Below are 21,636 nucleotides of genomic sequence, written 5' to 3'. Positions count from 1 at the left end.
GCCCGCTCGTCCTCCGCGTCATCGAGCATGTCTGGTCGCCCTCCTGGGTTGGTTGTGCTGCGTGTTCGTCGCCACCGCGTCCGCGCAGACGGCCGTGCCGACGCCGCCGGTCGGCGTCGACCCGTGGGCGGTCTACGAATCGGCCTGGTTCGATACCGTCGGCGTCACGGACGGCCTGCCGCACTCGACCACCACGGCGATCGTGCAGGACACGCGCGGCCTGATCTGGATCGGCACGTTCGGCGGCCTCGTCCGCTACGACGGCTACCGCATGCAGGTGTTCGGCCAGGAGCCCGACTCCTACGCCGGCGCCGTGCTCCCCGATTCCTACGTGCGGGCGCTGATGCCGCTGCCCGACGGCGGCCTGCTGATCGGCACCAACGCGGGCGGGCTGGTCCGCTTCGATCCCGTATCGATGCGTTTCCATGTCTATCCGATCGGGCCGGGCGGCACCTCCAACGGCAAGATCTTCGCTATCGCCCGGGCCCGGCAGGCGGGCAGTTTCTGGATCGCCACCGAAAGCGGCGTCGACCGGCTGGACCTCGCCACGGGAAAAATCACCCGCGAGTCGATGCAGGACGGCGACGCGAAGGACATGGTCGCGCGCACGTTCGTGGTCAGCGAGGACAAGACCGGCAACCTCTGGGTGGGCACGGACAACGGGCTCTTCGTCCGAAAGCCGGGCGGCCGTTTCACCCGCGTCCGCTCCACCGATCCCGCCGTCGACGAGATCCTCCACGACCAGGTCTGGGCGCTGCTGCAGGGCGGCCACGAGCGTCTCTGGGTCGGCACCGGGCAGTCCGGCGCGATCTTCATCGACGCCAGCGGGCAAGGGCACCTGGTGCCCGGCTTCTCCGGCAAGAACGGTCTCGCGCGCCGGCGCACCGTGCGCGCTTTCCACGAAACGGCGCAAGGCGTGCTCTGGGCGGCGACCGACGGCGCGGGCGTCGTGACCTACGATTCGGTCACGGGCCAGTTGCGCATGCTGAGCCATGACGCCGCCATGCCGTCGTCGTTGCCCGGCGACATCACGCGCGACATCTTCCAGGACAGCTCGGGCAACATCTGGGTGGCCACCGAACTCGGCGCCGCGCACTACGATCCCAACGGGCGCAAGGTGTTCTCGGTGCTGCCGTCGCCGCTGGAGTCGCACACGCTCTCCAACGCCAACGTGCACGCCGTGTTCGTCGATCCGCGCGGTCGCGTCTGGCTCGGCCTCGGCATGGGCCGCGTCGACGTCCTCGACCTCGCGAAGGGGACGATGCGCCACCTGCAACTGGGCGGTGAGCAGGCCGAGCGCGACGTCCAGGCTTTCGTGGTCGCGCCCGACGGCTCGATCTGGGCCGGCGCGCAGGGCATATCGCGCATCGACCCGAACACGTTCGAGATGCGCAGCTCGATGATCCCGAGCCTCGACGGGCGGCTGATCCTGTCGATGCAGCGCGACGGCGACGACCTGCTCATCGGCGGCTACGACGGTCTGTTCCGCTACGAGACGCGCACGGGCAAGCTGACGCAGATGCGTCACGACGACGCCGACCCGAAGAGCCTGGTCGGCGACCAGGTGCGGCACATCGTGCGCATGCCCGACGCCTGGTGGTTCGCCACGATCAGCGGCATCAGCATCGCGTACGACGGCGAGAAGGGCTTCGTGAACCTGCGCCACGATCCGGCCAATCCGTCGAGCCTTCCGCACGATTACACGGGTTCGATGGCCTTCGATTCGCGCGGCCGCCTGTGGCTCGGCACCTTCGGCGGCATCGCCTACCTCGACGACTTCAAGCCGCGTGGGCCGTTCCGCTTCGGGGTCATCGGCGCTCGCGATGGCCTGACCAACACCAAGATCAACGCGCTCCTCGTCGATCACGACGACCGCGTGTGGGCGTCCATGGCCAATGGCGTGGCGATGGTCGACGCCGCGAGCCACCGCGTCGCGGATCTCGGTATCCGCGACGGCCTGCGCATTCCCAGCTACATCCATCGCGCCGCGGCGGAAGCGCCCGGCGGCGAGCTGATGTTCGGCGGCCTCGGCGGCCTGACCGTCATCCGTCCTTACTGGGAGGCGCCGGTCGCCGGTCCGGCGCGCCTCGCGATCACGCACGTCTCGATCAACGATCGTCCCGTGCCGCTGGACCAGGTGCCGGGCGACGGCGATGCCGTCACGCTCGGGGGCGACGGACGCAACCTGCGCGTCGACTTCGCGCTGCTCGACTTCCGGGCGCCGCTCGAGACGCACTACGCGTATCGCATGGACGAGGCCGACAAGGCCTGGAACGCGGTGCCGCGCGGGATCCCGCCCAGCGCCATCTACACGAACCTGCCCAGCGGCACCTACACGCTGCGCCTGCGCGCCACGGTGCGTGGCCTCGATGCGCGCACGGTGGAGACGTCGGTGCGCGTCGTCGTCACGCCGCGCTGGTACGAAAGTCCCTGGACGCTGCTCCTCGGCGTGGCGCTTGGCGTCGCCGTGTTCTTCGGGCTGGTGTCGCTGCGCACGCTCTACCTGCGCCGCCGCGCCGAGCTGTTGCAGGCCCAGGTCGATGCCCGGACCCGCGATCTGAAGACCGCGAACGAGCGCCTCGATCACCTGGCGGGCACGGACGAACTCACCGGCTCGCTCAACCGTCGCCGGTTCCTGGAGCAGGCCGAACGCGTGCGCCAGGGTGCCGCCAACGACGGCATCCCGTTCAGCGTGGTGCTCATCGACATCGACGATTTCAAGGCGGTGAACGACACCTACGGCCATCTGGCGGGCGACACGGTGATCCGCGAGACGATGCGCGTGATCTCCTCGATGTGCCGCGCCGACGACCTCGCGGGCCGTTTCGGCGGCGAGGAATTCATCCTCTGCCTTCCGGGCGCCCTGGCCGAACACGCGCTCGACATCACCGAACGCGCGCGTCACGCGCTCGGCGCCATGGTCATCGTCCACGGCGACTACCGCATCCGCATCACCGTGAGCGCCGGCGTCGCCATGTGGCGCGCACCCGAATCACTGCATTCGCTGCTGGGACGTGCGGACGAGGCGCTGTACCAGGCGAAGAACGAGGGACGCAACCGGAGCCGTATCGCGCGGGTGTGAGGCGCGGTCGCTACAACCGCGCACCGAGGACGTGGATACCGGCGTGCGCCGGTATGACGACAACCGTCACCCCGGCGCACGCCGGTGCCCACGGCGAGGCGATCGGTCTTCGCGACAACCTCCGGCGTTACGTTCCGGGTCTCGCGAAAACCATGCACCGAGGACGTGGATACCGGCGTGCGCCGGTATGACGACAACCGTCGCACCGGCGTACGCCGGTGCCCACGGCGAGGCGATCGGTCTTCGCGACAACCTCCGGCGTTACGTTCCGGTCTCGCGAAAACCATGCACCGAGGACGTAGATACCGGCGTGCGCCGGTATGACGACAACCGTCGCACCGGCGTACGCCGGTGCCCACGGCGAGGCGATCGGTCTTCGCGACAACGTCCGGCCGTATGTCCCGATTCTCGCGAAAACCGCGGACCGAGGACGTAGATACCGGCGTGCGCCGGTATGACGGCAACCGTCACCCCGGCGCACGCCGGGGTCTACCGCCCCGGTCCCCAAGGGAGGCGAGCACGCCTCATCGGCATGTGGCTCTCAGTCGCGGAAATTCTCGAACTGCAGCGGCAGCTCGATGTCCGACTTGCGCAGCAGCGCCATCGCATCCTGCAGGTCGTCGCGCTTCTTGCCCGTGACGCGCACCTTCTCGCCGTTGATCTGGGCCTCGACCTTCAGCTTGGCCTCCTTGATCTTCGCGATGATCTTCTTCGCGACCGGCTGCTCGATGCCTTGCTTGACGGTGATCTTCTGCCGCGCCTCGGCCAGGTTCGTTTCCACCTTGCCCTCGTCGAGCGCGCGCAGGTCGATCTTCCGGGCCGCCAGGCGCGCGCGCAGGATCGGCAGCATCTGGGTCAGCTGGAACTCGTTCTCCGCCTTCTGCGTGATCACGTTCTCCTCCAGCTCGAACTTCGCGCCGGTGCCGCGCAGGTCGAAGCGGTTGGAAATCTCGCGATTCGCCTGGTCGACGGCATTGGTGAGTTCGTGCTGGTCGACTTCCGAGACGATGTCGAAGGAGGGCATGGGAGGGTCCTTGTCGATGGGATCGACGGACGAGTTTACGCGAGGGCGGTATCATGTGCGTTTGCACGGCGGATAAGCGGCATGGAATACGACGTCCTCGTCGTGGGGGCAGGTGCGGCGGGCCTGATGACGGCCATCGTGGCCGGCGGCCGCGGGCGCCGCGTGCTCGTCGTCGACCATGCCAACCGCGCCGGCAAGAAGATCCTGATGTCCGGCGGTGGGCGCTGCAATTTCACCAACACCGCCACGACACCCGCGAATTTCCTCTCCGCGAATCCACATTTCTGCAAGTCCGCGCTGGCGCGTTACACGCCGTGGGACTTCATCGCGATGGTCGACCGTCATCGCATCGCCTGGCACGAGAAATCGCCCGGCCAGCTGTTCTGCGACGAATCCTCCAAGCAGATCGTCCGCATGCTCCTCGACGAGTGCGCCGCCGTGGGCGTCCGCGTGGAGACGAACTGTCCGGTCACCCGCCTGCGGGCGTCGGCCGGCGGTTTCTCGGGCGACACGCCGCTGGGCCACGTCCGCGCGGCGTCGCTGGTGGTCGCCACCGGCGGTCTCTCGATCCCCAGCCTGGGCGCCTCCGGCTTCGGCTACGACCTTGCCCGGCAGTTCGGCCACGCCGTGCTGCCGCTACGCGCGGGCCTCGTGCCCCTGACGCTCAGCGGGAAGCACCAGGAGCGCTTCGAGGGTCTCTCGGGCGTGGCGCTGCCCGTGGAGGCACGGGCGAACGGGGCGGCGTTCCGCGACGCGATGCTGATCACCCACCGCGGCGTGAGCGGCCCGGCGATCCTGCAGGTGTCATCGTACTGGGAGCCGGGCACGGACCTGCGCGTCGACCTGCTCCCCGGTGCCGACGCGGGCGAGGCACTGCGTTCCGCCCGCGCGGAGCGCCCCGCGGCGGAACTGAAGACCATCCTCTCGGGCCTCCTGCCGCGGCGCCTCGCCGAGCGCCTCTGCGAGGTCTGGATACCCAACCGCCCGATGCGCCAATACCGCGACGCCGAACTGAACGACATTGGCGCGCAACTCGCCGACTGGCCGATCGTCGCCAGCGGCACGGAGGGCTACCGCACCGCCGAAGTGACGCTGGGCGGCGTGGACACGGACGAGGTGTCGTCGTCCACGATGATGTCCCGTCGACAGCCGGGGCTGTACTTCGTGGGCGAGGTTCTCGACGTCACCGGCCACCTCGGTGGCTACAACTTCCAATGGGCCTGGGCCTCCGGCAATGCCGCCGGTCTGGCCGTCTGACCCGGACACTCCTGGAGCGAAGCGATGCGTATCGGATTCATCGGATTGGGCAGCATGGGCGCCGGCATGGCGGGCAACCTCGTCAAGGCCGGCCACGAGGTCACCGTCTGGAACCGCTCGCCCGAGGCGGCGGCGCCGCTGGCGGAGCAGGGCGCCACGGTGGCGGACACCGCCGCGAAAGCGGTCGCGAACGTCGAGGTGCTGCACAGCATGCTCGCCAACGACGCGGCGGTGCGCGAGGTGTTGCTGGATAGCGGCGTGCTCGACGCGCTATCGAAGGGTGCGGTGCACGTGAACCACGCGACCATCTCCGTCGCGCTCGCGCGCGAGCTGGTCGCGGCGCACGCGGACCGCGGTCTCGGTTACGTCGCCGCGCCGGTCTTCGGCCGTCCCGCCGTGGCCGCCGCGGGCGGCCTCAACATTGTGGCGGCCGGCAGCCCGGAGGCGCTGGCGACGGTCTCGCCGCTGCTCGCGCTGCTGGGCCAGAAGGTCTGGCCGATGGGCGACGATCCGGTCCGCGCGAACATCGTCAAGATCGGGGGCAACTTCCTGATCGGCGCGGCCATCGAAAGCATGGCCGAGGCCTCGGCGCTGACGCGCGCCCACGGCGTCTCCGCGAAGGACTTCCTCGAGGTGATGGGCGGTTCGCTGTTCGCGTCCCCCATCTACACCATCTACGGCGGCCTGATCGCCGAGGAGAAGTACTCGCCGGCGGGATTCAAGATGTCCCTGGGGTTCAAGGACATTGGCCTCGCGCGCGCGGCGGCCGAGGCGGAGCGCGTCCCCATGCCCTTCGCGAGCGTGATGCACGACACCCTGCTCGAAGCCATCGGGGCCGGCGACGGCGACCTCGACTGGGCCGGCATGGCCCGGGTGGCGGCCGCGCGGGCGCGCCTCGACGACGCGAAGCGTTAAGCCGGTTTACGCACGCCTTCACAATCGTTAGCCCGCCGGGTCCGCCACAATCGGGCCAGCACGTTGGGTGCGCTTACGAAGGTGGAAGACATGACGGCAACCTGGAAGACGGTGTACGAAGGCGAGCACGAGAAGCGCACGCTGACCGTGCTCGAGTCCAACGATGGCACGTACAAGGTGCTGACCAAGCAGAATTACTACGAGGACGGCGGCGCCTACCAGGACGGCAAGACCTTCGTGCACGTGTCGCCGAGCAGCGTGGGCGAAGAGGTCGAGAGCGAGGCCAACACGCGCGACGCCCTGAAGGAGGCGCTCCTCAAGCTGCACTTCTCGCAGGACACGGTCAGCGCCATCTGCGACCGCCTGCACTGACGGATCGCGACACGTTTCTGCCATGATGGCGCCTCGTTCCCCTGAAGGCGTCCACCGTCCATGGCAGAAACGATGTCCCCGGCGACCGAGCGCACCGTCCCCAGGATCCTGATGTGCGCGCCCACGTTCTTCGAGGTCGACTACGTCATCAATCCCTGGATGGATGGCCACCTGCACGACACCACGAGCGAACGTTCCGGTCGCCAATGGGACGCCCTGAAAGACACCGTCTCCCGCCATGCCGACGTCGTCGTGCAGCCGCCCGCGAAGGGCCTGCCGGACATGACGTTCTGCGCGAATGCCGGTCTGGTCTACGGCAACACCTTCGTGCCGAGCCGTTTTCGCTACGAGCAGCGGCAGGGTGAGGAAGCGCACGATCGCGCGTGGTTCGCACACCATGGCTTCGACGTCGTCGATCTGCCGGAAGGCGTTTTCTTCGAAGGCGCCGGCGACGCGCTGTTCGATCGCGGCGTGTCGCGGCGTCTGTGGATGGGCCATGGGCACCGGTCCGATGCCGAAGCGGCGCCTGCGCTGGCCAGCTCGCTCGACGTCGAGGTGCTGCCGCTGAAGCTCGTCGATCCCCGTTTCTACCACCTGGACACGTGCTTCTGTCCCTTGTCCGACGGCTACACGCTGTACTTTCCCGCCGCGTTCGACGCGGACTCGCTGGCGACGATCGAGCGGCACGTACCGCCGGGCCAGCGCCTCGTCGTCGAAGAACACGACGCCGTGCTCTTCGCCTGCAACGCCGTGAACCTGGGACGCGTCGTGATCCTGAATCGCGCCAGCGCCGACCTGCGCAGCCGGCTGGAGGGCGCGGGGTTCATGGTGATCGAAGTCGCGCTGGATGAATTCATGAAAGCCGGCGGCTCGGCGAAGTGCCTGACGCTGCGGCTGGACGAGCTCGAAGGCGCCTGACCGCCACGTGCCGAAGAACGCTGTGGGAGCGGACCTGGCCGCGACGGCTCTTCGCCCTTGAGCAGCAGGGCCTGTAGCATTGACGCTAAAAGCTGTCGCGGCCAGGTCCGCTCCCACAAAACTATGGCTACCGGGCTTCCGCCTGACGCCCGGCCGCGCGCCTCCGCGCCAGCCACTTGTCGAGTTCGTTCGCGAAGGCCTGCCGGTCGCGCGGGTGCATGGCGGCGGGGCCACCGGTGTCGACGCCGGCGCCGCGCAGTTCCTCCATGAAGTTGCGCATCGACAGGCGTGCCGCGATCGTGTCCTTCGTGAACGTCTCGCCGCGCGGGTGCAGGGCCAGCGCGCCTTTCTCGATGGCAAACGAAGCGAGCGGAATGTCCTGCGTCACCACGAGGTCGCCCGGCTCGACGCGTCGCACGATCTCGTCGTCGGCCACGTCGAAGCCCCCGGGCACCTGGATCGATTTCACGAAGCGTGACGGCGGCGTCCGGATCCATTGGTTCGCCACGAGCGTCGTTTCCACCTGCTCCCGCTCGGCGGCACGGAACAGGATGTCCTTGATGACGTTCGGACAGGCGTCCGCGTCGACCCAGATACGCATGCTCAGAGGTCCTGCCAGTCCACGTGGCCGTCGATGATGGTGTTCGTGCGGCCGCCGACCCAGACGGCGTCGCCGTCGATGCGGATGATGATCCGCGCATCGTGTCCCACCTCGCGACCCTGGCTGACGAGGTAGCCGCGCGCCAGCGGGCCGTTCGCGTCGCACTGGGCGATGTAGGCGGCGATCAGGCCGTTCGCCGCGCCCGACGCGGGGTCTTCGACGATGCCGACGCCGGCCGGAAACGCGCGCACGGCGATGCCGTCCGCGGAGCGGGCGAAGACGCACAGTCCCAGCGTGTCGGTGGCCATGGCCAGCGCGCGGATCGCCGCGTGATCGGGTCGCCAGCCGCGCAGCTCGGCTTCGTCGGCGAACTCGGCGATCCACCAGCGGCGGCCACCCTCGACGCAGGCCGGCGGCAGCACGCCGCGCTTCACGCCGTAGAGCACCGCCGAAAGCGTTTCGCCGCCACGGGAGGCGTCGCCCACGACGCGTGCCTTCGGCGACTGCACGAACAGCTCGCGCCCCGGGCCTTCGCCTTCGACACGGATCGGCAGCACGCCGGCGCCGCATTCCTGCCAGACGATACCGGCGGCATCGGCACGAATCAGGCCGGCGTCGAGCGCCGCATGGGCGCTGCCGATCGTCGGGTGGCCCGCGAAGGGAATTTCCTTCGTGGGGGTGAAGATGCGCGCGCGGTAATCGGCACCTTCGGCGCGCGCTGGCAGGAGGAACGTGGTCTCGACCAGGTTGGTCCAGTGGGCGAAACGCTGCATGCGCGCGTCCGACCAGCCCTCGGCGTCGATCACGACACCGAGCGGATTGCCGCCGCCGTGACGGGCGGCGAAGACGTCGAGCTGCTTGTAGCGAATGGAGGGCATCGAGGGGAACCAGGGACGGGGAGGGGCCATGATAACGGGCCGGGACACGCGCGGCTGCGTAGTCGGGCATTCGACATCGGCGCGCGTTCCCGCCAAGATGCGCGTTGGTTCGACGCGTCAGGACACCGGTTTCAACGCATGATCACGCTGCTCATCATCCTCGTGACCTGTGTGGTCTCGATCGTCGCCTTCCGCAACCAGCGCCTGCTGGACGACCTCATCCTCTGGCCGCCGGCCCTGAGCCGCAGCCGCGAGTACTACCGGCTGGTCTCGTACGGACTCGTGCATGCGGACGGCAGCCACCTGTTCTTCAACATGATCTCCCTGTACTTCGCGGGCCGGATCATGGAGCAGTTCTTCACCGCGGCCATGGGTCCGCTGGGGTTCCTCACGTTCTACATCGGCGCGCTGGTCTTCTCGATCCTGCCGTCGTACCTGGCCAACCGCCGCAACGCGGGCTATCGCAGCCTGGGTGCGTCGGGCGCGGTGTCGGCGATCCTCTTCGCGTTCATCCTCCTGGCGCCCTGGGCACGCATCTACCTGATCGTGATCCCCATGCCGGCGATCCTCTACGCCGTGCTTTTCGTGGTGTATTCGGTCTACATGGACAAGCGTGGCGGGGACAACGTCAACCACAGCGCGCACCTGTGGGGCGCGCTTTACGGCGTGCTCTTCACCATCGCGCTCAATCCCGCGGTGCTGTCGAATTTCATCGCGCTGCTGACGCAGCCGCGCCTGTCGTGAGCGCGAAGCTGAATTTTTCCGACAGATTTATGTGACTTCGGGCGACACCTGTTACATCATGCGTTCCGTCCGGAACGAATGGCTGTCTTATCGATGACGTCCGGCATGCACGCGGCTTTCCCCTCGACGGGTGGTCCGCGTCGGCTACTACCGCAGAGGAATGAACGCATGGCTACGACCCGTAAGTCCGCCGCGAAGAAGTCCGCGGCACGCAAGACGGCTACGAAGAAGACCGCCGCCCGCAAGAGCACCGCTCGTCCCGTGGCGAAGCGCGCCGCAGCGAAGAAGGGCGCCGCACGCAAGACAGCCGCCAGGAAGACCGCCGCCCGCACGTCGCCGCGCAAGGCCGCCGTGAAGAAATCCGCCGCGAAGAAGAGCGTGCGGAAGGCCGCCACGCGCAAGGTCGCCGCGAAGAAGGCGGTGGCGAAGAAGGCTATAGCGAAGAAGGCTGTAGCGAAGAAGGCCGTGGCGAAGAAGTCGGCGACCCGGAAGCCGGTGGCGAAGAAGTCGGTCGCGAAGAAGTCGCCTGCCACGAAGGCGTCGACGAAGAAGGCCGCGGCACGCAAGAGTCCGTCGCGCTCGACGGCGACGAAGAAGAGCGCCGCGAAAAAAGCTCCTGTGGCGAAGAAGACATCGGCACGGAAGGCGCCCGCGAAGACCGTCGCGACGCGCAAGAGCCCGGCCGCCCCCGTCCGGAAGACACCGGCATCGGGCGGCACCACCGCGCGCAAGGCGCCCGCGAAGCGGCCCGTCGCACCGACGTCCGTCGCGCCGGCCGCGGCTCCGGCGACGAAGCCGACCCCGGTCGCGAAGCCGAAGGCACCGCCGAAACCGCGTCCGAAGCCGGCACCCGCACCGGCGGTGATCGACGAGCCCGTCCAGCACATCAGTCAGGAAGAAGCGGTCGCGCATATCCAGGCGCTGCTCGACGCCAAGCGTGAACGCGATCGCCAGCCGCCCTCGTGGCCGACGGGTGAATCGCACGCGGCGGGCGCCGTGGACGATGGCGGCCCGAACCCCGCGCCGAAGGCCCCCTCGCCGGAGGCCAACCACCCGAACATGGCGCACGAGCGCGGCGATCAGCAGAAGAACAAGGGCTGATCGCGAAAGCTGAATGAAAGGGAAGGGCCGCCGTCGGGTGGCCCTTTTCTTTTATCGGCCATTCAATGGGCCGAGCGCAGTGTCCGAACCGTCCCCACGGAGGTCTGCCCCATGCGTCGTGTCCAAGCGATGGTGATGCTGCTCATCGGCTGCCTGCCGTTGGCGGGCTGTTACTACGACCCGGATTACGGCTACGTGCGTAACGGCACGGGCGCGGATACCTACTACGGCGAGGAAACGACCGTCGTTTCGCCGGGCTACGGTGGCGGTTATTACGGCGGCTACGGCTACGGCCCCGGTTGCTGCTATTCGTCGCTGTCGTACGGCACCGTCTGGGTCGACGGGTACGACGGACGCCGGTTCTACCGTGATCGCTATTACCGCGACCGGAACGCGTGGCGCGGTCCACCGCCGCGTGGCGACTGGCACGGCGGACGCGGCGATGGCCGCCCGGGCAATTGGCAAGGCGACCGTCGCCCACCCGGCGGCTGGAATCGCGACGACCGCGACCATCGTCCGCCGCCCGGTGCGTCCCGCGGTGGCGATCGCCCGCCGCGCAACTGGCAGGGCAATGGCGACAGGCCGGGCGGCAACTGGAACCGTGGTGGCGACCGTCCCCAGGGCAACTGGAACCGCGGCGGACAGAGTCGCCCGACACCGCCGTCCGGCGCTCGCCCCACGCCTTCACAACGTCAGTTCGGCGGTGGACGCGACCGCAGCCGCTTCCGCAGCACCACCGACTGATTCCGCCGTCGTTTTCCTTCCGAATGGCTGAAAGCCCGTTCGCGGCCAAGGCCGCGTAGCCGCGCCGCCGACGCCGCGGCTACGGCCCCTACCCACGGGTGGGAGCGCGCTCGCGCGCGAACGGGTGCTCGCGACACGCCGCCTACGGGCCACCCCCACGAAGACGGGACATAAGCTCGAGCGCCCCATGCCTGGCTCCGGCCCTTGCTCCGCACCCGCCTCTCGCTCGTCACGCTCGCGATCGCCGCCGTCGTTGGCTGCACGGCCGTGCAAGGCCTCGCGCAGCTGCCGCCTTGGGAGCTCTCGGCTGTCGCAGGCATCCTCGCGGGTCTCGTCGCTTCCGTGTCGAAGCGAACCTGGCTCCGCCTCGCCGCGGTGACATGCGCGTTCGCCGCCTGGACGGCCGTCCACGGACACCGCGCGATGGACGCGCGATGGCCCGCCGAGCGCGAGGGCGACGACATTGTCATCGAAGGCCGCGTCACCGATCTTCCCCGACGCATCGGCACCGACATCTCCTTCGTGATGGAACCGCAAGGCAGCGCGCCCTCCGTGCCGCGCGGCCGCGTTCGCCTCACGTGGTACCGCGCGAAAGCACCGCCCAGGGCATGCGAGCGCTGGCGCCTCGACGTGCGCGTGCGACGGCCACGCGGCGGCGTGAATCCCGGTGGCGGCGACGCGGAGCGCACGGCCCTGCAGCGCGGCATCGTCGCGACCGGCTACGTGCGCGAGTCGCGCGCGAACGAGCGACTGGCGGCACCGGTCTGCGTCGACGGCTGGCGCGAACGCATCGCGGAGGGCATCGATGCGTCCGTCGGAGCCCACGACGCACGCATCCTCAAGGCGCTCGCCGTCGGCGACACGCGCGGCCTCGACGCGGCGGACTGGGACGTCGCGCGCGCGACGGGCGTGTCGCACCTCATCGCGATCTCGGGGTTCCACGTCGGCGTGGCGGCGGGCGGCGGCGTGATCCTCGCCCGCCTGCTGTACGCGTGGTTGCCGTGGCTCGCGCTCCGTCTGCCGCGGCCCATCGCGCAGGCCACGGCGGGTCTCGCGATCTCCGCCAGCTACGGCTTGCTCGCGGGCATGAGCCTGCCGACCGTGCGCACGCTGCTGATGGTCGCCGTCGTCGTGCTCGCCGGACTCGGTCGCCGTCGCGCGGGTGGCCCGTCGCTGCTCGCCTTCGCCCTGCTCGCGGTACTCGTCGTCGATCCGCTCGCCGTGCTCTCCGCGGGCTTCTGGCTTTCCTTCGGCGGCGTCGGCTTCCTCATGGCCTGCGTCGCCCCGCGTTCCGCGGGTCTGCGAGGCCTGCTCGGCGAGATGCTGCGCGCGCAGGCGGCGATGACCGTCGCCCTCCTGCCTCTGTCGCTCTGGCTGTTCGGCACGGCCTCGCTCGTCGGCTTCCCCGCGAACCTCGTGGCGGCGCCGCTGGTGAGCTTCGTCGTCGTTCCCATCACGCTGCTCGGCTGCGCGACGCTTGCGATGCCCATGCTGTCCGGTCCGCTCTTCCATGTCGCCGCGTGGGTCATGTCCTGGCAGTGGCGCTTGCTCGAACTGATGGCGACGTGGCCCGGAGGGCGCATCGGCGTCCCCGAGGGGACGTTCGCGGCCACGGCCCTGGCCACGCTGGGTGCCGTGTGGCTCTTCCTGCCGCGCGGCATGCCCTTGCGAGGCTACGGGGCACTGCTTTTCCTCCCGCTGGCATGCCCCGCGCGCGACGAGCCGGCTCCGGGCGCGTTTCGCGCGTGGGTGCTCGACGTGGGGCAGGGACTCGCCGTGGTGGTCCGCACGCGGTCGCACACACTCGTTTACGACGCGGGTCCCGCCTACGCCGGCGGCGGCGACGCGGGGGCGGGCGTCGTGCTTCCGGCGATCACCGCGCTCGGCATCGGGCCAGTCGACCGATTGGTGATCAGCCACGGCGACAGCGACCACGCGGGCGGCGCCGGGTCGATCGTACGACGCTATCCCGAGGCGTCCCGGCTTTCCGGCGAGCCGGCGCGGCTTCGTCTCGACGCCCGGCATTGCTCGCGCGCGCCATCCTGGACGTGGGACGACGTCCGCTTTCGTTTCCTTCCCGTCCCGATGCCTCCGGGCGAGAAAACCAAGGGCAACGATCGCTCCTGCGTGCTCGCCATCGAGGGCGCGGGCGGTCGCCTGCTCCTCACCGGAGACATCGGCAAGGCCGCGGAGCGCCGCATGGATCCGCATGGCCTCGCGTCGACGCTGCCGACCGTGACCACCATCGCGCACCACGGCAGCCGTCATTCGTCGGACGCCGCGTGGCTCGACGCGGTGCGACCGCGGTTCTCGATAGCCTCGGCCGGCTGGCGCAACCGCTTCGGCCACCCGCATCCGTCGGTGATCGACCGACATGCCGACGTGGGTGCCGACGTCTTCGTCACCGCGCGCAGCGGCGCGATCCGGATCGATTTCCCGCGCGACGCGCCACCGCGCGTCGCGCGCGAATGGCGACGTCCTGCGGACCGTTACTGGCGCGAGTGATATTTCGCCACGCACGTCACAGCGCCGGCGCGAAGAACGGTTCTTGTTGCACCGCCGTTTGACATTCGAAATTTAGAACGATTTAAATGCGGATTCCGCAAACGAGGGGATAGCGCGTGACGGCATCGAAGCAGGCTTGGGGACGGGCGGTTCTCGCCCTGGCGACGGCAGCGGCAGTGGTACCGACGGGAGCCCTCGCGGCCACCCAGCGCTTCGACAGCTCGTTCGAAAGCGGCGATCCCTCCCTCGTGGCGAAGGCAGCCGGCGGTCTGGATGTCCAGGTCGTGGGCGGCCCGCCGGCCGAGGCCGTGCTGACCGCGAAGGCGAACGTCGGCTTCACCGGCACGCATTCGCTGCGTTACGCCGGCACCGCCACGGGCACGGCCACGACGGCGCGTCTGTTCGATACCGACATCCGCGTCGAAGACGGCACGACGCTGTCGTGGCTGGTCTTCCCGCGCTCGAACAAGGACGACCTCACCAACCCGGCGAACTACGTCACGGTGGATGTCGTCTTCGACGACGGCTCGCGGCTGTCGACCACCGCCGCGCGCGACCAGCACCGTGTGCCCGCGACGGCGAAGGGGCAGGGCGAGGGACGCGTGCTGTACCCGGACCAGTGGAACTACGTGAGCGTCGACCTCGGCGCCGTCGCGAAGGGCCGCCGCGTGCGCTCGATCGAACTCGCGGCCGACGCGCCGGCGGGCAAGGCCTTCGAGGGCTACATCGACGACGTCCGCATCGGCGTCGTCAAGCCGATGACCAGCACGCACCCGACCGATTACGTCGATACGCGCCGCGGTTCCAACGCCAACGCCAATTTCTCGCGCGGCAACAACTTCCCCGCGGTGGCCATGCCGCACGGCTTCAATTTCTGGACGCCGACGACGAACGCCGGCTCCAACTGGATCTACCAGTACCAGGAGCGCAACGGCGACGACAATCGGCCGCGCATCGAGGCGTTCGGCCTGTCGCACGAGCCGAGCCCGTGGATGGGCGAGCGCCAGACGTTCCAGATCATGCCGGCGCAGGTCGCGTCCGGCGCGCCGTCGCTGAAGCGCGAGACGCGCGCTCTCTCGTTCGGCCACGACGCCGAGCTCGCGCATCCGGATTACTACCGCGTGCGCTTCGACAACGGCATCGTCACCGAGATCGCGCCGACCGACCACGCGGCGATGTTCCGTTTCACCTTCACGGACAAGCGCTCGCAGTTGGTGTTCGACAACCTCGACGATCGCGCGGCGGTGACGCTCGACCCGGACCACCGCTCGATCCAGGGCTGGTCGGACGTCAAGAGCCGACTCTCCACCGGCGCGACGCGCCTGTACTTCTATGCCGAGTTCGACAAGCCGGTGGCCGAGAGCGGCCGCCTGACCGGCGAGAAGCGCGACGCCGCCTCGGCGTGGTTCGGTTTCGACACGTCGAAGAGCGCCGACCGCACCGTCACCATGCGTATCGCCACGTCGCTGATCGGCATCGATCAGGCGAAGGCGAACCTGTCGCAGGAGATCGCGTCCGCCGACACCTTCGACAACGTGCGCGAGCGCGCCCGCAAGGCGTGGGACGACCGCCTGGGCATGATCAGCGTCGAAGGCGCCAGCCGCGACGAGCGCACCATCCTGTATTCAAACCTCTACCGCCTGTTCCTCTACCCGAACAGCGCCTACGAGAACACGGGCAGCAAGGACCATCCGGTCTACAGCTACGCCAGCCCGTTCTCCGCGCCGGTGGGCGAGAACACGCCGACGCACACCGGCGCGCGCATCGTCGAGGGCCAGCCGTACGTCAACAACGGCTTCTGGGACACCTACCGCACGGCGTGGCCGGCGTACGTCCTGTTCACGCCGAAGGAAGCCGGCCGCATGATCGACGGCTTCGTGCAGCAGTACCGCGACGCGGGCTGGATCGCGCGCTGGTCGTCGCCGGGCTACGCCGACCTCATGGTGGGCACCAGCTCCGACGTCGCCTTCGCCGACGCCTGGCTCAAGGGCGTGCGCAACTTCGACGTGGCGTCGTTCTACCAGTCCGCGATCCGCAACGCCTCCAGCGTCAGCACCGACGTGAAGGGCGCGGGTCGCAAGGGCATCGAGCGCTCGCTGTTCAACGGCTACACCGACGACAAGGTCAGCGAAGGCCTGTCGTGGTCGATGGACGGCTACATCAACGATTTCGCCATCGGCAACCTCGCCGCCGAGCTCGCGAAGGCGGCACCCTCGGGCGACCGCTACGCGTCGTACCGCGACGACGCGGTGTGGTACCGGGCACGCGCGCTGGGCTACGCGAACCTCTTCGATCCGGCCGTCGGCTTCTTCGTCGCCCGTGACCCGGCGGGCAAGTGGCGCTGGGACGCGAAGGACTTCAGCCCCATCCGCTGGGGTGGCGACTACACCGAGACCAACGCCTGGAACATGGCCTTCCACGCGCCGCAGGACGGCGCGGGCCTCGCGGGCCTCTACGGCGGCCGCGAGGCGCTCGGCGCCAAGCTCGACACGTTCTTCAGCACGCCCGGCAATTTCCAGGTCGGCGACTACGGCGACGTGATCCACGAGATGCTGGAAGCCCGCGACGTGCGCATGGGCCAGTACGGCCATTCCAACCAGCCGTCGCACCACATCATCTGGATGTACGACGAGGCCGGCCAGCCGTGGAAGACGCAGGACAAGCTGCGCGACGCGGTGTCCCGCCTGTACGTCGGCAGCGAGATCGGCCAGGGCTATCCCGGCGACGAGGACAACGGCGAGATGTCGGCGTGGTGGATCTTCGCGTCCGCCGGTTTCTACCCGCTGCGCATGGGCACCCCGGAGTACGTCATCGGCGCGCCGCACTTCCCGCGCATGACCATCACGATCGAAGGCGGCGCGCGCATCGACATCCGCGCACCCGGTGTCAGCGACACGAACCGCTACGTGCAGTCGCTGAAGGTCAACGGTCAGCCCTGGAACAAGCTCACGCTCCCGCACGAACTGCTGGCCAAGGGCGCGACGCTCGACTTCGAGATGGGCCCGACCCCGTCGAAGTGGGGCACCGGCGCCGAGGCGCTGCCGGCATCGCTGACCGCCGAGGGGGCGAAGCCGGCCCCGCTGCACGACGTGACGAAGCCGGACGGCGTGACCCTCAACGGTCGCCGCGACGCGAAACTCGCCGCCGTGGCGGATAACGACTCGTCGACCGAGTTCACCCTTCCGGCGGGCAAGGCGGAAGTCGGTTACGCGCTGAAGGCCCCGGCCACGATCTCGGTGTACACGATCACGTCGGCGGCCGCGCTGGCGGCACCGTCGGGCTGGACGCTGCAGGGCTCGGCCGACGGCAAGAGCTGGACGACGCTCGACGAACGGCACGACGAGCGCTTCCCGTGGCACCGCCAGACCCGCGGGTTCGTCGTGGCGCATCCGGCGGCGTACGCCCGCTATCGCCTGGTGTTCGACAATGCCGGACCGGTGGGCGTGGCCGAGCTGGAGCTGCTGACGCCCTGACGGCGGCGATACGGCAAGGATCGCCGGCGCCCGGACGGGGCGCCGGCACCCGCGGCCGACATGTGAAGACTGCCAAGGACTGCTCAGTCCCCCGACCGGCGCCTGCTATCATGCCGGCCTGACTTTTTCTTGGCTCCGGGGTTCACGTGCTCGAGATCCTTCTGGCTGGCGGCTGGGCATTGCTGCCGATCCTCATCTGTTCGCTGGCGGCGCTGGCGATCGTGCTGGAACGTTTCTGGGCCCTGCGCCGCGCGGCCGTGCTGCCGCCGGGGCTCGGCGCCGAGGTCCGCGAGTGGGCCCGCTCGTCGAAGCTCGACGCCGCCCACCTCGCCGCGCTGGAGAAGGGCTCGCCGCTGGGTGAACTGTTCGCCGGCGCGCTCGCCGTCCGCGACCGCCCCCGCGAGCTCATCAAGGAACGCATCGAGGACACCGGCCGCCATGTCGTGCATCGCATGGAGCGTTACCTCAGCACGCTCGGCACCATCGCGCTGATCGGCCCGCTGCTGGGGCTGCTCGGTACCGTCATCGGCCTGATCCGCATGTTCATGAACGTCATGGCCGGCGGCATCGGCGATCCCACGAAGATGGCCGGTGGCATCGGCGAGGCGCTCATCTGCACCGCGTTCGGTCTCATCGTGTCGATTCCCGCCTACGTGCTGCATCGTTACTTCCGCTCGAAGGTCGGCGGTTACGTGGTGCAGATGGAGAAGGAGGCCACCGCGCTCCTCGACGATCTCTCGGCACCGCGCCCGGTCGCGCGCCGTCGCACCGCCGCGCCGGAAGCCGCCGCTCCGCAGGCCGGCTGATCCATGCGCATCGGCTCCCGTCGCGAGGACGACTTCGAGATCAACGTGATCTCGCTGATCGACGTCCTGCTCACCCTGCTGATGTTCTTCGTGCTCAGCACGACGTTCATCGAACACTCGCGCCTCAAGGTGAACCTGCCGAAGGCCGACGCCGAGGCCCGCGAGGGCACCGACAAGGCGCTCACACTGGTCGTCGACCGTGACGGCCATTACTCGGTCGGCAGCGACGAGGTATTAGGCGAAGGCATCGATCCGCTCAAGAGCACGATCGAACGCGTGGCGGGCCCCGACCGCGGCCGGTTGGTCGTGATCCGCGCCGACGCCAACACGGCGCACCAGAACGTGGTCCGCGCCATGGACGCCCTGGGCCAGCTCGGGTTCACCCACCTCTCCATCGCCACGACGCCCGGCGACACGGCGGCCAGCCGGTGAGCGGTCAGAAGGTATCGGTCTGGGACGTCCGCACCTGGCAGACCTACAAGCGTCTGCTCGGCTACACGCGGCGCTTCCGCACGGCGGGCTACATCGCCATCGTGGGCATGATCGTCGACCCGATCTGTCTTTCGGTGTTCACGGGCATGCTGAAGCCCCTGATCGACAACCTCTTCGTCGACAAGGATCCGTACACGATCTTCTGGATGCCGATCTGGATCGTGTGCATCTTCCTCGTGCGCGGCGTGGCTTCTTACGCGACGGACTACGGCATCGCGTACGTCGGCCGCAACGTGGTGCAGGCGATCCGCATCGACGTCTTCGCCGCGTACTTGCGGCTGCCCGCGACGTTCTTCGCGCGTGAGCCTTCCGGTCAGCAGATCTCGCGCATCACGTACACGAGCGAGCAGGTGGCTTCGGCGTCCGCCGACTCGCTGAAGGTCGCCGTCACCGAAGGCCTCACGGTCGTCGGCATGCTTTGCGTCATGCTCTACCACAGCGCCTACTTGGCGATGGCGCTGCTGGTGCTCGTGCCGTGCGTCGTCGCGATCGTCACGGTGATCAGCCGTCGCTACCGCAAGATCAGCAAGCGCATCCAGGGCAACATGGGCACGGTGACCAGCGCGGTCGAGGAAGCCGTGGCGGCCAATCGCGAAGTCCGCATCTATGGCGGGCAACCGCGCGAAGAGACGCGTTTCGGCGAGGTCGCCGAGCGTCAGCGCCGGCTCAACCTCAAGGTGTCGTCCACCAGCGCGATGTCGAGTGCCACGATCCAGACCACGGGCGCGGTCGCGCTGGCGACGCTCGTGTTCCTCGGTACGCGGCCCGATGTCCTGAACAGCATCACGCCCGGCGTCTTCACGGCCGTGCTCACCGCGATGGGCGCCATGCTTCCGTCGCTGAAGCGGCTCGCCGGCATCCAGGCCAGCCTGCAGAAGGGCGTCACGGCCGCCGAGGACCTCTTCGCGATCATCGACGAGCCCGCGGAAGTCGACAACGGCACCGAGGAACTGGTGCGCACGAAGGGCGACATCCGCTTCGAAGGCGTGAAGCTGGTCTACGAGCGCAACCAGCACGTGGCGCTGCGCGGCGTCGACCTGGTCTGCGCGCCCGGCACCGTCACGGCGCTGGTGGGTCGATCGGGCAGCGGCAAGTCGAGCCTCGTCAGCCTGCTGCCGCGTTTCTACGAGCCGACCGAAGGCCGCATCCTGATCGACGGCCGCGACTACACGCAGTACCGGCTGCCGTCGCTGCGCCGCCAGATCGCCTGGGTCGGCCAGCACGTCGTGCTCTTCGACGACACCGTGGCCGCGAACATCGCCTACGGCGAGATGGCCGGCGCGTCGGAAGCCGACATCGTCGCGGCGGCGCAGGCAGCGAACGCGATGGAATTCATCGAGCGCCTGCCGGAAGGCCTGAACACGCGGATCGGGCAGGGTGGCAATTCGCTCTCCGGAGGACAACGCCAGCGCATCGCCATCGCGCGCGCCATCCTCAAGAACGCGCCGATCCTCGTGCTTGACGAGGCCACCAGCGCGCTCGATACCGAATCCGAGCGCCTGATCCAGGACGCCCTGACGCGCCTCATGCGCGATCGCACCACGCTGGTCATCGCCCATCGTCTCTCGACGATCGAGCACGCGGACCAGATCGCCGTGATGGAGCAGGGCCGTATCGTGGAGCTTGGCACGCATCGCGAACTCCTAGACCAGGGCGGTCAGTACGCGGCGCTGCATCGCATGCAGTTCCACGAGCAGGCCACGGCGGGCTGAGCCGATGGCCCTCGGCGCGTCGCTGCAACGGCGTTGGTACGGCGGCGGCACGCCGCCGCTATGGACGCGGCCTCTCGAGGCGCTTTACGGGCTCGCGGTGCGTCGCCGTGCCGAGCGCTTTCGTGCCGATCCGGCGAGCGTCGTCAGGCTCCCGGTGCCGGTCGTCGTCGTCGGCAACATCACGATCGGCGGGACCGGCAAGACACCGCTGATCGTGGCGCTCGCGAAGGCCATGGCACAGCGGGGATTCCGTCCCGGCATCGTCAGTCGCGGCTACGGCGGCTCCGAACGCGGTCCCTATCTTCTGACCGGCGACGACGATCCGTCGAAGGTCGGCGACGAGCCCAGCCTCATCCGGCAGAGCGGCGTACCGGTGGCCATCGGCCGCGAACGTCCCGAAGCGGCGCGACTGCTGGTCGACGCCGGCTGCGATCTGGTGCTCGCCGACGACGGGCTCCAGCATCATCGGCTCGGCCGCGACGTCGAGATCTGCGTCGTCGATGGCGAGCGCCGCCTGGGCAATGGGCACCTGCTGCCTGCCGGTCCGTTGCGCGAACCCGCGAGCCGGCTCGCCACGGTCGATTTCATCGTCGTCAACGGCGGCGTGCCGCGCGATGGCGAGATCGTCATGCAGCTGGAGGGCGGCGTGGCGGTGAACATGGCAGACGACTCCCTCACCGCGCCGCTGGCGGATTTCGCCGGCCGACCGGCGCACGCCGTCGCCGGCATCGGCAACCCGGCGCGCTTCTTCGCCAGCCTCGCCGCGCAAGGCATCGCGGTCCACGGTCATCCGTTCGCCGACCACCACGCGTTCACGCGCGACGACTTCACGTTCGCCGACGGATGCCCCGTCCTGATGACCGACAAGGACGCCGTGAAATGCCGCGCCTTCGCGCGCCCCAACTGGTGGCGCGTCCCCGTGCGGGCCATCCTCCCCGAAGCCTTCTACGACGCCGTCGCCACACGCATCCGCGCCAGTCGCTGACCGGCGGTGCCATTGTCCGATGGGGGC

General features: G+C 69.0%; 17 protein-coding genes. 14 read left to right on the top strand and 3 right to left on the bottom strand.

Translation table 11 applies throughout. The features are described 5' to 3' along the window. The first annotated feature begins 61 nt into the window (after positions 1-61). Positions 62-3,082: a diguanylate cyclase gene (locus tag J2X58_RS06845; protein ID WP_310047188.1), complete on the top strand. Its 3,021-nt coding sequence runs from the start codon at positions 62-64 to the stop codon at positions 3,080-3,082. Positions 3,083-3,623: 541 nt separating this feature from the next. Here J2X58_RS06845 and J2X58_RS06840 read toward each other — a convergent pair. Then, on the bottom strand, positions 3,624-4,106 hold the full coding sequence (locus tag J2X58_RS06840; protein WP_090052994.1) for a YajQ family cyclic di-GMP-binding protein: 483 nt from the start codon (positions 4,104-4,106) through the stop codon (positions 3,624-3,626). Positions 4,107-4,187: 81 nt separating this feature from the next. On the opposite strand from J2X58_RS06840, the gene J2X58_RS06835 reads away from it, so the two are divergent. From J2X58_RS06835 to J2X58_RS06820, 4 genes are all read left to right on the top strand, one after another. Further along, positions 4,188-5,363 (top strand): NAD(P)/FAD-dependent oxidoreductase, encoded by a 1,176-nt coding sequence (locus J2X58_RS06835; protein ID WP_310047187.1) that lies wholly within the window; start codon positions 4,188-4,190, stop codon positions 5,361-5,363. A 24-nt stretch (positions 5,364-5,387) separates the two neighbouring features. Next, positions 5,388-6,278: an NAD(P)-dependent oxidoreductase gene (locus tag J2X58_RS06830; protein WP_310047186.1), complete on the top strand. Its 891-nt coding sequence runs from the start codon at positions 5,388-5,390 to the stop codon at positions 6,276-6,278. Between the two features lie 90 nt (positions 6,279-6,368). Beyond that, positions 6,369-6,650: a hypothetical protein gene (locus J2X58_RS06825; RefSeq protein ID WP_090052999.1), complete on the top strand. Its 282-nt coding sequence runs from the start codon at positions 6,369-6,371 to the stop codon at positions 6,648-6,650. Between the two features lie 60 nt (positions 6,651-6,710). Continuing rightward, the gene (locus J2X58_RS06820; RefSeq protein ID WP_310047184.1) at positions 6,711-7,568 is read left to right on the top strand and encodes an arginine deiminase-related protein; all 858 of its coding nucleotides are present in this window, start codon (positions 6,711-6,713) and stop codon (positions 7,566-7,568) included. 127 nt (positions 7,569-7,695) lie between these two features. Here the strand turns inward: J2X58_RS06820 and J2X58_RS06815 are convergent, their stop codons facing one another. After that, positions 7,696-8,169: a YaiI/YqxD family protein gene (locus J2X58_RS06815; protein ID WP_310047182.1), complete on the bottom strand. Its 474-nt coding sequence runs from the start codon at positions 8,167-8,169 to the stop codon at positions 7,696-7,698. 2 nt (positions 8,170-8,171) lie between these two features. Then, positions 8,172-9,047: a PhzF family phenazine biosynthesis protein gene (locus tag J2X58_RS06810; RefSeq protein WP_090053003.1), complete on the bottom strand. Its 876-nt coding sequence runs from the start codon at positions 9,045-9,047 to the stop codon at positions 8,172-8,174. Between the two features lie 138 nt (positions 9,048-9,185). Between J2X58_RS06810 and J2X58_RS06805 the strand changes: the two genes are divergently transcribed. The 9 genes from J2X58_RS06805 to lpxK all read left to right on the top strand — a co-directional run bounded on the left by J2X58_RS06805 (position 9,186) and on the right by lpxK (position 21,609). Continuing rightward, entirely contained in the window at positions 9,186-9,791 is a 606-nt protein-coding gene (locus J2X58_RS06805) for a rhomboid family intramembrane serine protease (protein ID WP_310047179.1), read from the top strand. Positions 9,792-9,959: 168 nt separating this feature from the next. Next, on the top strand, positions 9,960-10,892 hold the full coding sequence (locus tag J2X58_RS06800; RefSeq protein WP_310047178.1) for a histone H1-like repetitive region-containing protein: 933 nt from the start codon (positions 9,960-9,962) through the stop codon (positions 10,890-10,892). Between the two features lie 111 nt (positions 10,893-11,003). Further along, complete coding sequence (locus J2X58_RS06795; protein ID WP_310047176.1) at positions 11,004-11,636, top strand: hypothetical protein; 633 nt, start codon at positions 11,004-11,006, stop codon at positions 11,634-11,636. Positions 11,637-11,840: 204 nt separating this feature from the next. Further along, positions 11,841-14,141, top strand: coding sequence for a DNA internalization-related competence protein ComEC/Rec2 (locus J2X58_RS06790; RefSeq protein ID WP_310047174.1), 2,301 nt, complete (start codon positions 11,841-11,843; stop codon positions 14,139-14,141). A 116-nt stretch (positions 14,142-14,257) separates the two neighbouring features. After that, positions 14,258-17,614, top strand: coding sequence for a GH92 family glycosyl hydrolase (locus tag J2X58_RS06785; RefSeq protein ID WP_310047173.1), 3,357 nt, complete (start codon positions 14,258-14,260; stop codon positions 17,612-17,614). A gap of 146 nt (positions 17,615-17,760) precedes the next feature. Next, on the top strand, positions 17,761-18,420 hold the full coding sequence (locus J2X58_RS06780; protein ID WP_254779039.1) for a MotA/TolQ/ExbB proton channel family protein: 660 nt from the start codon (positions 17,761-17,763) through the stop codon (positions 18,418-18,420). 3 nt (positions 18,421-18,423) lie between these two features. After that, a complete protein-coding gene (locus J2X58_RS06775; protein ID WP_090053011.1) occupies positions 18,424-18,852 on the top strand; it encodes a biopolymer transporter ExbD in 429 nt (142 codons plus the stop codon). Next, a complete protein-coding gene (msbA, locus tag J2X58_RS06770) occupies positions 18,849-20,624 on the top strand; it encodes a lipid A export permease/ATP-binding protein MsbA (protein ID WP_310047170.1) in 1,776 nt (591 codons plus the stop codon). The genes J2X58_RS06775 and msbA overlap by 4 nt, the downstream gene beginning before the upstream one ends. 4 nt (positions 20,625-20,628) lie before the next feature. Next, positions 20,629-21,609 (top strand): tetraacyldisaccharide 4'-kinase, encoded by a 981-nt coding sequence (gene lpxK / locus J2X58_RS06765; RefSeq protein WP_310047169.1) that lies wholly within the window; start codon positions 20,629-20,631, stop codon positions 21,607-21,609. Positions 21,610-21,636: the final 27 nt, after the last annotated feature.

Source organism: Luteibacter sp. 3190 (assembly GCF_031456385.1).
Taxonomy (GTDB): domain Bacteria; phylum Pseudomonadota; class Gammaproteobacteria; order Xanthomonadales; family Rhodanobacteraceae; genus Luteibacter.
This window is presented reverse-complemented; position numbering and strand designations above follow the sequence as displayed.